This window comes from Planktothrix sp. PLAVEN19ND, from assembly GCF_057220675.1.
On sequence record NZ_CM170132.1, the window covers coordinates 4,268,657 to 4,281,396 of the forward strand.

Sequence of the window (12,740 nt, forward strand, 5' to 3'; positions counted from 1 at the left end):
AGAGTATAATTATTGATAATTCCCAATCAAGACGCTATATCTAGTGTCAGGGAAAATCATCGTGCAGAATCTAGGTGTTTGCCCATGTCTCATAATTTAATTCAGGCTGGAGTAATTGTTCCGAGTCAATGGCCCCTAGCCCGTGTTTGGTTGGAAGTTGCTACCTTACTGAGTATCGCACCTCGAAACATTGAGCGCCTAGAATTCTGGCAACACCAAATTTGGGTAAAAATTGAACAGAAAAAAGCCATTTTTGTCAGCTATCGTCGCCTGCCCCTCTGGAAAGAAACGGGGTTAGACGCGATTAAAAATTGTAGCGATCGCCCCTACTTAGATCAACTGGGGGAAATGCTCAGTTTAGAAGTGAAGCAATACCCAACTCAGTATGACTCCTCCGTCCTAGAAGCATGGCGTTCCGCCTGGGCGCAAAAATCCCAACAATTCAAACTCGAAGCCCAACGTCAAGCCCAAGAAGAAGAACGTCTCAGACCCCTGCGGGAACGTCAACAAGCAGGTCAACAGTGGCACGACGGCTGGAAAACCGTTTTGCGTTACTGCAATAGCTTTGATGCCTTAGAACGCCTGGCCCCCGAACTTAAACAACAAAGTCAAGAATTTGCTGACCTGCCCCAAGGGGAAACCGCCATGGAACTTTGGCATCAACGGTGGCAAGAACTCGCCCACGCCACCGCCTAGTCCAGTGCCGCGCCTTGGGTGTTCTCTGATTTCTAACCCTAACTTCAAAGCCTAATTAATTATGATATCCCCATTAACTATTCCAGAAGCTCAAGCCATTTTAAAGGGCTTTCTTTGTACAGATGAAATTTCCCCTATTTCTGATCCAGAAAAGGTGAAAATTCAAGCCGCATTATTATTACTTAACAGTGAATCAGAATATCAAATGATTGGCATTTGTGCTGATTCCATGGCTCAGGCTTTAACCGCATTAAAAGATTATTTAAAAGCCTTTGAATATTCAATTAATCTGGAAGATCATGCCTTAGAACCTGTCTCGGAATCTGTCTATTTAAAATTTAATGGTCGCAGTCAAACTTTCTATATTAGTCCCTATTTAGAAAAATATCGCGGGGTACTAATTTCCTTTCAATCCACCGAAGAAAATGGAATTAATGGCGTATACGGACATTTTCCTTTAGATTTATTTGCCTAAATTAATAACTTATAAAGTTCAAAATTCAAAATTTAAACCGTTTTAAACTTTGAACTTTGAACCTTAATTCTAGTAGACATCAACCCTTAAACCACCGCACCAGCAGAGGGTTGGGGAGGTTGGGGGGGTTGGGGAGGTGCGGGTGGGGGTGCGGGTTCATTAGAAACACCGCCATAACTATCCATCACATTGTTGTAGAGTTGGATATACTCTCTAGCGGAATTTTCCCAACTAAAGTTTTGACTCATCGCCCGACGTTGGAGTTCTCGCCATTGATCTTTAAACCGGAACGCTTCAGAAGCCCGAACCATTGAGGTATAAAAATCTAAGGGTTCATAGCGATCGAAACAGTATCCCGTGCCCTGATAATTAATCGGATCATTATAGGATACCGTATCGACTAAACCGCCCGTCCGTCGAACAATCGGAATACAACCATAACGCATCGCCAACATCTGACTAATGCCACAGGGTTCAAACCGACTCGGCATAATAAAGGCATCACAACCCGCATAAATCCGCCTTGATAGGGCATCATTAAACAATAATTGCGTCGTCATCCGACCCGGATAACGGGAGGCCATGTGCCATAATTGGGTTTCATAATAGCGATCGCCCGTTCCCAAAACAATCAATTGACAATCGCTATAGGATAGGAATTGATCCATAATTTGAATTACCAGATCAATCCCTTTCTGTTCCACCAATCGAGTGACCATCCCCATTAAAAAAGTATTAGAATTAACTTCTAATCCCACTTCTTCTTGAATGGCAACTTTATTGGCGCGGCGATTTTCCAAAGTATCCGCCGTAAACCGTTCGGGAATATAAGGGTCAGTCGCTGGGTTATAGGAATTCGTATCAATTCCATTTAAAATTCCCGTCATTTTACCACTGACAAAGGAAAGTAACCCTTCTAAATTTTCCCCATAAGCTGCGGTTTGAATTTGTTCAGCATAAGTGGGTGAAACCGTTGTGACGCGATCCGCCGCTTGTACCGCCGCCGCCATGGTATTGTGACCCTGCATATACCAAGGACACCAAGTAATTCGTTCCAAATACCAACGCCAAGGCCCTTGATATGCTAAATTATGAATAGTGAAGATTGTGGCAATATCTGGTGTTTCTTGCATCCAGACGGGGATCATTCCAGTATGCCAGTCATGGCAATGAATGATATGGGGTTTCCAATAATTCCAGGCAAATTCCGCCGCGCCACTAGAAAATAAAGTGAACCGCCACTCCTCATCCTCTCCGTAATAAACACGACGAGGCATAAAAGAGGGATGCCCAAATAAATATAATGGCACATCCGTTTTGGGAAATACCGTTTCAAAGACAGCAAAACGCTGATACATGGCATTTCCCCACCAGATCGGGTCTTTTGGGACTTTGATCTTATCGGCGAGAAAGCCATAATAGGGCATAAAGATGCGAACATCGTGTCCCATTGCCCGCAATACCTGCGGCAAGGCACCGACCACATCTCCCATCCCACCTACTTTTGCTAAAGGTGCCGCTTCTGCGGCGACAAATAGAATTCGCATTTTAATTTTGCGTTCCCTTAGTTGCTCCGTAACGTCATCATACCTCTGGTGGGCGTACTATTGAAACGCTTTAATCTAGTTTCGGTGAATTAGCGATCTAGGTCAATCGAAAAGGGAATGTTCACTTCAAAAGAATTTCAAAATAGTATTGTATGTTGCAATTAGCAGTAAGTTTTACCGAAATCAACTGAATTGATGCTGTAGCTAGAGATTCGGTTATCAATGCCTTTTCGCAGGAGATTCAAAAAATGCTTGATCAACTGCTCAGTTATGTTTCATTTGGGAGTAGGTTTTGCCGGGTATTGACCCGACTTTCCCCCCTGGTTAATACTTTAGCCTTAACGGTAATCGCGGGTTTTGGGGGAATTGCCTCGGCGAACACCGTTTTACTTTCACAAAATCCCCACAATCCGGGCTCAGAAACCGCCGCTGTCCAAGGTCATTTTTTTGGAGATGGGGTTTATCTCTATGGTGAATCTCCCCAACCGGAACAAATTGGACAATCTTATATGGTGTTTGAAGTCAAGCAAGGTCAAGTAACCGGGGCGTTTTATATGCCACGTTCGTCCTTTGACTGTTTTACTGGAGTTCCTCAAGGAAATCATCTGAGTTTAAATATTATTGACAGTTATACTCAAGAGACCCATTCCTATCAAATTGGTTTGAATAATACTGCTGTTGTAGCGACAACCGGAGGTCAAGTTAGCGAAAATAATCTGGTTTTAGAAGGATTTCATCGTCTTCCTAATCCTAGTGAAAATGATACTCGGATTTTGAATCAATGTAAAGCCGATCTGAATTCAAGGCTTTAGCTGAAACCGCCTCAAACTTAAGGTTTCTGTTTTTCTCGATAAACTCGAATTAATTCTGCACCAATACTAATGGCAATTTCTTCAGGAGTTAATGCTCCAATTTCTAATCCGATGGGAGCATGAATTTTTTCGAGTTGGTGGGGAGAAATTCCAGATTCTTGTAAATCTTGGTAAACCCAGTTAATCCGTTTTTGACTCCCTATCATTCCAATATATTGATAGGATAAATCCCAATTTAAAATCACCTTTAAGGCTTCAATATCATAAATATATCCTCGGCTTACCAAGGCAATATAGAGATGATCATGGGATGTGAGTTGTTCCAAAACATTGCTAACACTTTGATTAAAAATTTGAACCCGGGGAGGAAATCTTTCTGGATGGGTTAACTCAGTCCGAGAGTCTTGGATTATAATTTTAAAGCCAATAAAATCAGCTATTTGAGATAACTTTTCTCCGACATGACCCGCGCCTATAATTAATAAAGTTGGAGGTGGTTTTAGGGTTTCTATAAAGGTTTGATCAGAAATTAAAATTGGGTTATTTTCTGGCAGTAAATAGGGAAAAGTTTTATCAAAATAAGTCACAAGAATTGCGGATTCACCTCTTTCTAAATTCTGTAAAATTTTTTCCGTTAATGCGATCGCTTTTTTCCCTGACCATCTTTCTAATAACACCTGCATTAACCCCCCACAAACCCCCTGGGTTTCCCGCTCAGGTGCACCGGATAAATCAATTTCAACTAATTGCTTGTTTCCGGTTTTTAAAACTTCCCCAGCTTGATGAATAACTTTAAATTCTCCCGCACCCCCTCCAATCGTCTCAAAGGTTCGACCATCGGCACAAATGAGCATTTTTGCCCCCATTTCTCGCGGGACTGAACCCTTAACCCGGGTGACGGTTGCCACCACCACATCCCCTTGATTTAAAACTTGAATCAGTTGTTGATAGAATTGAATCATTATAACACAAGAAGGGCAAGTAATCAATAGAAAACTGAATTAATAACTAAGATTAATCACAGATTCAATAAAGGATTATTTTTAGGTAAATTGTACCTGTTCAATGGCATTTAAAATAGCTTCTGGGGTAGCAGGAGAAGCTAAAAAAACCGAATCCCTTTGACCAAAGGCTGCAATAGCTTCTTTAATCGCTTTTCTAACCGAAATTGCTAACATAAAAGGAGGTTCTCCCACCGCTTTACTCCCATAAATCACCCCATCCTGAGTCGCTCGTTTTAATAAGTCAACCTTGAAATTTTTAGGAACTTCTTTAATGGTCGGAATTTTATAGGTGCTTGGAGCAAATGTTTTTAATCTTCCCGAGTCATCCCAAACCAATTCCTCCATCGTTAACCATCCCATTCCCTGGACAAAACCTCCTTCTATTTGTCCGATATCAATTAAAGGATTTAAGGATTCTCCCACATCATGAACAATATCCACTTGGCGTAGTTTAAAAGTTCCCGTAAATCCATCGATTTCTACTTCACTGACAGCAGCACCATAGGCATAATAATAGAAGGGTCTACCCTGACCTGTTTTGGGATCATAGTAAATATTAGGGGTGCGATAATAGCCCGTTGTAGATAAACTGACTCGTTGATTATAGGCTTGTTTAACCACTTCATTAAAAGCTATTCTTTGACTGGGATAACTTTGACAATAAATCCAATCTTTCTCAAAAACTAACTCTTGAGGTTCATCCATATTTAACAACTTGGCAGCAACTTTTGCCAGTCGTCTTTTAAGGATTTCACAGGCATTTTTTATCGCTTGACCATTTAAGTCCGAACTACTAGAAGCGGCTGTAGCCGAGGTATTAGGTACTTTATCGGTACTCGTGGGCATAATTCTAAATCGTTCAATATTCACCCCTAATGCTTGGGAAGCAACCTGTAACATTTTCGTTTGTAAACCCTGACCCATTTCCGTCCCCCCATGATTGAGTTGAATACTCCCATCTAGGTAAATTAAAATTAAAGCTCCTGCTTGATTATATTCGGTTTTGGTAAAAGAAATTCCAAATTTAACCGGAGTAATGGCTAACCCGCGTTTTTGATAATTATTATTTTGATTAAATTGTGCTATTTCTATTTTCCGCCGCGCAAAATTAGAGTTTAATTTCACTTCCTCCCAAACCCTTAAAATGCGATTATCAAAAATTTCTTGACCATAATGGGTTGTATTGGTTTCTGCTTCACCATGATAAAAATTACGTTCTCTGACTACTTCAGGAGGTAATCCCAATTTACGCGCAATTCTATCGATGATTTCCTCAATAATTACCATACCCTGCGGCCCACCAAATCCCCTAAAAGCCGTATTAGAAACCTTATTAGTTTTCAGGACTTGACCTCGAATTTCTAAGTTAGGAATATAATAACAATTATCCAGATGAAACATCGCCCGTTGTAAAATAGGGAAGGATAAATCCGCACTCCAACCGCCATCGGAATATAAATCAATATCTAGGGCTAAAAGTTGACCTTTTGAGTTAAATCCTACTTGATATTGACCTAAAAAAGCATGGCGTTTTCCAGTAGTGATCATATCTTGATCTCGTTTGAGTCGAACTCGCGCCGGACGTCCGGTTTTTTGAGCGGCTAAAGCGGCGATCGCTGCGGTAGGATTAGCTTGGGTTTCTTTGCCTCCAAACCCGCCTCCCATGCGTAAACAAGTGACTACAATTTGATTTCTAGGAATGTCTAAAACCTCTGAAATAATTGCTTGAGTTTCACTCGGATGTTGAGTAGAGGAATAAACTTGATAATGGTCTTCCATATTGGGAATAACCCAACTGACTTGAGTTTCTAAATAAAAGTGATCTTGACCTGAAATTTCAATCTCTCCGGTTAAAATAAATTCGGATTCTTGTAAAGCATTAGCAATATTTCCCCGACGCATAATATTTTTATCGGCGTGAACACTATTATTTTGTATTGCGTCTTTAATTGTTAAAATTGGGGTTAATACTTCATAGTCAATTTTTATAGTTTCGGCTGCTTTTTGGGCTAAAATTTCTGTTTCTGCAACCACCCACACTACAGGTTGACCCCAATAATTAATTTCATCCGCAGGTAATAGGACTTCATCGTGTTTAATGGTTCCCGTGTTATTATAACCTTTGATATCATTGGCGGTTAGAATAGTCACAAACCCTGGAATATTATCTAAATTTGAAGGATCAATTTTTAATATTTTTGCTTTAGCATAAGGAGATAATACGGGCCATAAATATAACATTCCGTTAGGTAATCTTTGGTCGTCGGTATAAATCGCTTTCCCCGTAACATGACCGACAGCACTTTCATGAGGTTTAGATTTATTATTTTCTTCCATATTTTTATCCTTAAATTCGTTGTTGCGCGTTGTTGCGCGTTGTTGCGCTTCAGCGCAATCTTTACAAAGCTACTATATTTGTTGTTGCGCTTCAGCGCTCCCAATAAGGGCTAAAGCCCAACAACGTTTTACAAAGGAGAAAACTCTAGGAAAAACTTTTCAAACAAATTAGCAACTAATCGTTTTCGATAACTAGCACTTCCTCGTAAATCCGTCAAGGGATTAAAAACATTTTTTAACCTCATTTTAGCTTGTTGAATAGTTGCCAAATTCCAGGGTTTTCCGATTAACATTTCTTCAGTCTCAATCGCTCTGAGCGGAATTGCTGCGACTCCACCATAGGCTAGTCTAGCATAAATAATTGTATTATTTGTATCCAAATCAATGGTAAAGGCTGCGGAAACAATACTAATATCATCGGTTCCCCGTTTTCCCACTTTATAGGATTGACTAAAACGCCTAATAGCATTTTTAGTAATAGTTTTAGGCATAATAATGGAAACAATTACTTCTTGGGATTGTAATTGAGTTTGACGATAACCCTTAAAAAAATCAGCAATAGCAATAATTCGTTCTCCGGTTAAACTTTCTAACCGAATTTGAGCATCTAAAGAGAGTAAAACCGGGGCTAAATCTCCAATGGGAGACGCTGTAGCAATATTGCCTCCAATGGTAGCACGGTTACGAATTTGTTTACCCGCAAACCAGGTTAACATTTCATCTAAACTCGGAAATATTCCCCTTAATTGTTCTTGAATATAACTCAAAGGAATAGCCGCACCAATTTCTACGGTATCTAAATGGTAGTGAATTTGTTGGAGTTCTGCAACGGATTCTAAAGAAATTAGAGTGGGAAATTCTTGGCGATGATGACTGATTTCTAAGCCTAAATCTGTTCCTCCTGCAATTAATTGAGCTTGGGGATATTCTTGTAAAAGATTGAAAACTTCTGAGAGTCGAATGGGGCGGAAAAACTGTTGACAAGAAGTAATATATTTGATAGAATTAAGTTGTGAATCAATTTCTTGTAAACGTTGACTAAACTGATCGACAGGATGGGAATTATTAACGGCTTCTGCGGCTTTCATAATCGGCAAATATCCCGTACATCGACATAAATTCCCCTCTAAAGATTGATAATCAACCTGACCTTTATAATACGCAGCAAATAAACTCATAATAAAGCCCGGGGTACAATAGCCGCATTGGGAACCCCCCAAACTAACCATCGCTTCCTGTACCGGATGGAGACCGTCTTTCCCAACACCTTCAACGGTAATTATTTCCCGCCCCGCCATCGTTGCTAGGGGAATTAAACAACTATTTATTGCTAGATATTGGGGTTGTCCGTCCGCCCCCTGACCAATAACCGCAACGGTACAAGCACCACAGTCTCCATCCCCGCAACCTTCCTTTGTTCCTACCCGTCCACTACTGCGCAAATAGTCTAATAGGGTGAGGGTGGGGGAAAGGTCTTGAATATCGACTTTTTGACTATTAATTGTTAGGCTAAAGGTGTTATTTTGCATAAGCTAAAGAAGAAATATTAAAAATAAGCTCAATTCTAGCTCAAATTAGAGGGATTATCTAATACCCTAAACGTGAATTATTCCCTATTCCCTGTTCCCTACAATTTCAAAAATACCAAACCACTATATAAATGAAAAGCATTATCCCAAACACTTTCGGATTTTCGAGATAAATCAATATGGGGTTTAATCCGACCGAGAAATTGAGTATAATCTAATGTGGTTTCAGCAAAGGGTGTAAACTCAGACCAGAGTTGAGCATGAGTTAACAATAAATTTAACTGTTCTTTTAACAAATTCCAATGAATTCTATTAGTATTTTGGGAAGCGGGCACGGTTTCCGGGGAAAATTGACTAAAATCAACTCCTTGTTTAAAATCATAATTTTGGTCACAAAGTCTGAGAATACAACCCCGTTTAGGCAAGTGTAAATCATAGATTTGAGCGTAATCTTGGGTGGTTTCTTTATGGCGAAATCGTTCGGATTTAGGACGACGGGGATCATAATCTAAGGACTCTACAAACATAGGTAATAATCCTTCTACCCGTTGGGTAACTTCCTGCCAATTAAAAGTCATAGACCCTAATTGATCCTGTTCATTTTGACAAATAATAGTCGGTTGAGGGGATAAACTTTGAATTGATTGTATCCGAAAAACCTGAAGTTTTTGAATTTCCGCTAAAGCCACCCAAAATACCGGAATTCCGGCTTCTAACATTTCCTGACCATAAACCTTTAATTCTCCCATTTCCCCAGTTTTATACAGACGCCAACCCCGACTTTGTAGCTGCATTCGGGCGGTATAGGGATCGGTTTTCAACATTCGGGCTAGGGTTTGGGCGGCGATTTGTTTTTTTTCTGGGGCTAAAGGTTCTAAAATTAAAATCCCTAATTCTTGATTTTTCGGGTCAGCTTTAGCTTGAATAATTGCGTCTTGACGTCGATTTTGTTCAATATCTTCAATTCTTTGTAACCCCTGACGCGCCTGAGAGACAATTTTAGGGTTTGTCGCATCTTTAAGTAATTTGCGATAAACCTTTTCGGCGGTTTCTAATTTATCAGTCCCTTCATACCAACGCCCAGCATACAACTGTACCCAAAAATTCTGGGGTTCTTGTTTTTGCAGTTGTTTGAGAAGTTTGGCGGCTTGGCGGTAGTCCTGACGGTCTAGTGCTTCTGCAACTTCTTCGAGTTCTTTCATGGTTTTATAGAAGGGAACAGGGAACAGGCAATAGGCAATAGGGGGAAAAGACTTGACCATCGTGACTGCTATAGCCTCTTGCCCTAATATTATTGTGCCATTTCTTCTAAAATAAAATCACCTCCTTTGCCATGAACAAAGAAGGTGAAAATTAAGAAGATTAAATCAACTTATTTGGGGCAAACGGAAATATTGTTAGCATTCAGAACAACTGTTCCAGCGCTTTGCTGTTGGATTAAAATAGGGTTGCCTGTATCACTTTTGATGATTAAAGGACTTAAAGCCAGACACCCTTGAACCAGTTCGCCCCATTCTTCCACTTTGCGAGTGTATTCAGCCCGAATCCGGGGAACATCGTCTAAGGTAATACCATTGGGGATTGGAGGTAAGTTAGGGATAAACACCGTATCGGTAATTACCGCATCACTGGTGATGCTGCTATCAGCCCCTAATTCATAGATAATCGGAAACTTGAAGGCCGCAGGTAGGGTTCTATCCGGGTAACCCAGGTCGGGTAAGGCGTGGTAAATGGGGGGGTCAACCCGTCCCAGATCGGGATCTTTGGGTTGATATTTATAGTCAAAGTCAGAGGGCACTACAGGTGTCCCAATAGGATTTTGAGCGACAGCAGGTAACTGTAAAGCTGCTGCGATTAGGGCGCATAGGCCACCAACCAGTTTTGAATTCATCGTTTTCATCTCCTCAATCTCACCAACGTAAAAATTAACGGACTCTGGACGTAAAGTTGATTCTGGTTTGATCAACACTACTCCCATGGCACTGTACAGAACTATAACCTATCTTAACCCAGATTCAGAAAGGGTTTCTGCGATCGCCTTGAGTTCGAGTAGGTTTCTATCTTAGATTTGGATAGAGCTACTTGGCAACTCTATCAAATTTTAGTCGGTATATCAAGGGAAAGGGGCTTAGGTTAGAATAGCAAGGGACTATCACAACTGGAACAGAAATTGAATGGATGGGTCTGAAGGTGTAACAATTCCCTTACCGCCAGAGGGATATAAGTCGGGGTTTGTCGGAATTATTGGTCGCCCGAATGTGGGGAAATCGACTTTGATGAATCAGATGGTGGGTCAGAAAATCGCCATTACTTCCCCCGTGGCTCAAACGACGCGCAACCGTCTGCGGGGGATTCTGACGACGGATGAGGCTCAAATTATTTTTGTGGATACCCCCGGAATTCATAAACCCCATCATCAACTGGGTAAGGTTTTGGTACAAAATGCCAAGTCGGCGATTTCGTCCGTTGATGTTCTGTTGTTGGTGGTCGATGGGTCTGTGGAGGCTGGAGGCGGCGATCGCTATATTATTGAGTTACTCGAACAAGTCAAAATTCCGGTGATTCTGGGGATGAACAAACTGGATCAACAACCGGAGGATACGGTGATTATTGACCGGAGTTATGGTCAACTGGCCCAACCCCATGAATGGCCCGTGGTCAAGTTTTCAGCATTAACGGGGGAGGGTGTCAATGATTTGCAACAATTATTAATAGATCGTTTAGATCCTGGCCCCTATTATTATCCCCCAGATTTAGTTACCGATCAACCCGAACGCTTCATTATCGGGGAACTAATTCGAGAGCAGATTTTACTCCACACCCGGGAGGAGGTACCCCATTCCGTAGCGATTTCCGTTGACCGGGTGGAGGAAGACCCGAAAATTACTCGGATTTTATCTACTATTCATGTTGAGCGTCCTTCCCAAAAGGGAATTTTAATTGGCCATCAGGGCAGTATGTTGAAAACCATTGGCAGTGATGCGCGGCAACAGATTCAAAAGTTGATTGATGGTAAGGTCTATTTGGAGTTGTTTGTGAAGGTGCAACCGAAATGGCGTCAGTCCCGCAGTCAGTTGGCGGATTTGGGTTATCAGGTTGAATAGCCGTTTCTAGGATATGGTTTGCGCTAACCTATAGCTGTTCAAAATTGGAGGGGGATTTTTGGGTCTGAAAGGTTTATCTATTATGGGTTTGAGGTGTCTCAAGGCTTCAAGGAGGTTGGCGCGATTCTTGAATACCTTACGGGAATGGGGTTTTGGCGTTTTTTTATTTTTGCGTGTTGACAAGTCGATGGCTGAAATGGTACTTTACGATCAGGTTGTCGGAATCGTACCTCGAAAACTAAATATATCAAGGGTTTCAGAAGCCTGCGGTTGCAATAACCAATAATCCCTTTCAGGGATTGAAACATTTCCGAGTTGGTGTAATGTTTTAACAAACGGTGGTTGCAATAACCAATAATCCCTTTCAGGGATTGAAACACTCAATTAATGGTGGCACTCTTAAAGAACGTCAACGTTGCAATAACCAATAATCCCTTTCAGGGATTGAAACGGCTAACTTAACCGCAGCTAACCCCCAAGATTTCCGTTGCAATAACCAATAATCCCTTTCAGGGATTGAAACGCCATATTTTTTGTTTTAACTCAACTTGATTATTGTTGCAATAACCAATAATCCCTTTCAGGGATTGAAACTTATATTGTAGTTTTGATGTAGTTTTATAATATTTGTTGCAATAACCAATAATCCCTTTCAGGGATTGAAACCTACTGAATAGCCAAACCAATAATTTCTACTCTTTTGTTGCAATAACCAATAATCCCTTTCAGGGATTGAAACGCTAAAACTACCGCCTATCCTTAGTCCTATCCTCACGGGGTGTTGCAATAACCAATAATCCCTTTCAGGGATTGAAACTTTGAATTGATTAGCAATTCCTACGATTTGATAGGTTGCAATAACCAATAATCCCTTTCAGGGATTGAAACAGAATCTGGCATAACAAGCAAAGGGTAAAGGTTTGTTGCAATAACCAATAATCCCTTTCAGGGATTGAAACAAGTCATCAACCCCACCAGATGGGGGGAAAGCGCCCCCCCCGTTGCAATAACCAATAATCCCTTTCAGGGATTGAAACAATGGCGTGACACCATCAGACAAAAACCTGCCGTTGCAATAACCAATAATCCCTTTCAGGGATTGAAACAAGTAATGTATCCTCATGATACCGCTTAATTAAAGTTGCAATAACCAATAATCCCTTTCAGGGATTGAAACATAGACTTTCTGCCTACTACTCCTGAGAACTTGAGTTGCAATAACCAATAATCCCTTTC

10 protein-coding genes and 1 CRISPR repeat array (1 of these 11 cut by a window edge) are annotated in these 12,740 nt (G+C 40.9%); of the genes, 4 read left to right on the forward strand and 6 right to left on the reverse strand.

The annotated features are described in order from the left end of the window. Nucleotides 1-84: 84 nt before the first annotated feature. Entirely contained in the window at nt 85-696 is a 612-nt protein-coding gene (locus tag AC2D3N_RS18160) for a hypothetical protein (protein WP_484691716.1), read from the forward strand. A gap of 61 nt (nt 697-757) precedes the next feature. Next, a complete protein-coding gene (locus tag AC2D3N_RS18165) occupies nt 758-1,171 on the forward strand; it encodes a DUF1824 family protein (protein ID WP_484691717.1) in 414 nt (137 codons plus the stop codon). Between the two features lie 86 nt (nt 1,172-1,257). On the opposite strand, the gene glgA is transcribed toward AC2D3N_RS18165, so the two are convergent. After that, entirely contained in the window at nt 1,258-2,718 is a 1,461-nt protein-coding gene (gene glgA / locus AC2D3N_RS18170; RefSeq protein ID WP_079680922.1) for a glycogen synthase GlgA, read from the reverse strand. 248 nt (nt 2,719-2,966) lie between these two features. Between glgA and AC2D3N_RS18175 the strand changes: the two genes are divergently transcribed. Then, nucleotides 2,967-3,530, forward strand: a complete 564-nt coding sequence (locus tag AC2D3N_RS18175; protein ID WP_484691718.1) for a hypothetical protein — start codon at nt 2,967-2,969, stop codon at nt 3,528-3,530. 17 nt (nt 3,531-3,547) lie between these two features. On the opposite strand, the gene AC2D3N_RS18180 is transcribed toward AC2D3N_RS18175, so the two are convergent. The 5 genes from AC2D3N_RS18180 to AC2D3N_RS18200 all read right to left on the reverse strand — a co-directional run bounded on the left by AC2D3N_RS18180 (nt 3,548) and on the right by AC2D3N_RS18200 (nt 10,291). Next, nucleotides 3,548-4,492, reverse strand: a complete 945-nt coding sequence (locus tag AC2D3N_RS18180; RefSeq protein WP_484691719.1) for an XdhC family protein — start codon at nt 4,490-4,492, stop codon at nt 3,548-3,550. A gap of 81 nt (nt 4,493-4,573) precedes the next feature. Further along, on the reverse strand, nt 4,574-6,871 hold the full coding sequence (gene xdhB, locus AC2D3N_RS18185; protein WP_484691720.1) for a xanthine dehydrogenase molybdopterin binding subunit: 2,298 nt from the start codon (nt 6,869-6,871) through the stop codon (nt 4,574-4,576). Nucleotides 6,872-6,999: 128 nt separating this feature from the next. Further along, complete coding sequence (gene xdhA / locus AC2D3N_RS18190; RefSeq protein WP_484691721.1) at nt 7,000-8,400, reverse strand: xanthine dehydrogenase small subunit; 1,401 nt, start codon at nt 8,398-8,400, stop codon at nt 7,000-7,002. 98 nt (nt 8,401-8,498) lie between these two features. Next, nucleotides 8,499-9,602: a tetratricopeptide repeat protein gene (locus tag AC2D3N_RS18195; RefSeq protein ID WP_484691722.1), complete on the reverse strand. Its 1,104-nt coding sequence runs from the start codon at nt 9,600-9,602 to the stop codon at nt 8,499-8,501. Between the two features lie 170 nt (nt 9,603-9,772). Further along, nucleotides 9,773-10,291, reverse strand: coding sequence for a hypothetical protein (locus AC2D3N_RS18200; protein WP_484691723.1), 519 nt, complete (start codon nt 10,289-10,291; stop codon nt 9,773-9,775). A 283-nt stretch (nt 10,292-10,574) separates the two neighbouring features. On the opposite strand from AC2D3N_RS18200, the gene era reads away from it, so the two are divergent. Then, nucleotides 10,575-11,504, forward strand: coding sequence for a GTPase Era (era, locus tag AC2D3N_RS18205; protein ID WP_484691724.1), 930 nt, complete (start codon nt 10,575-10,577; stop codon nt 11,502-11,504). 269 nt (nt 11,505-11,773) lie between these two features. After that, nucleotides 11,774-12,740: direct repeats of the CRISPR family, unit length 37 nt; unit sequence GTTGCAATAACCAATAATCCCTTTCAGGGATTGAAAC; it runs 2,480 nt beyond the window's last position.

Excerpts from the sequence above, each read along its gene's own strand:
- AC2D3N_RS18160 (WP_484691716.1), top strand. The coding sequence starts at position 85 with ATGTCTCATAATTTAATTCAGGCTGGAGTAATTGTTCCGAGTCAATGG.
- AC2D3N_RS18200 (WP_484691723.1), bottom strand. The coding sequence starts at position 10,291 with ATGAATTCAAAACTGGTTGGTGGCCTATGCGCCCTAATCGCAGCAGCT.
- xdhA (WP_484691721.1), bottom strand. The coding sequence starts at position 8,400 with ATGCAAAATAACACCTTTAGCCTAACAATTAATAGTCAAAAAGTCGAT.
- glgA (WP_079680922.1), bottom strand. The coding sequence starts at position 2,718 with ATGCGAATTCTATTTGTCGCCGCAGAAGCGGCACCTTTAGCAAAAGTA.
- xdhB (WP_484691720.1), bottom strand. The coding sequence starts at position 6,871 with ATGGAAGAAAATAATAAATCTAAACCTCATGAAAGTGCTGTCGGTCAT.
- AC2D3N_RS18165 (WP_484691717.1), top strand. The coding sequence starts at position 758 with ATGATATCCCCATTAACTATTCCAGAAGCTCAAGCCATTTTAAAGGGC.
- AC2D3N_RS18180 (WP_484691719.1), bottom strand. The coding sequence starts at position 4,492 with ATGATTCAATTCTATCAACAACTGATTCAAGTTTTAAATCAAGGGGAT.
- AC2D3N_RS18175 (WP_484691718.1), top strand. The coding sequence starts at position 2,967 with ATGCTTGATCAACTGCTCAGTTATGTTTCATTTGGGAGTAGGTTTTGC.
- AC2D3N_RS18195 (WP_484691722.1), bottom strand. The coding sequence starts at position 9,602 with ATGAAAGAACTCGAAGAAGTTGCAGAAGCACTAGACCGTCAGGACTAC.
- era (WP_484691724.1), top strand. The coding sequence starts at position 10,575 with ATGGATGGGTCTGAAGGTGTAACAATTCCCTTACCGCCAGAGGGATAT.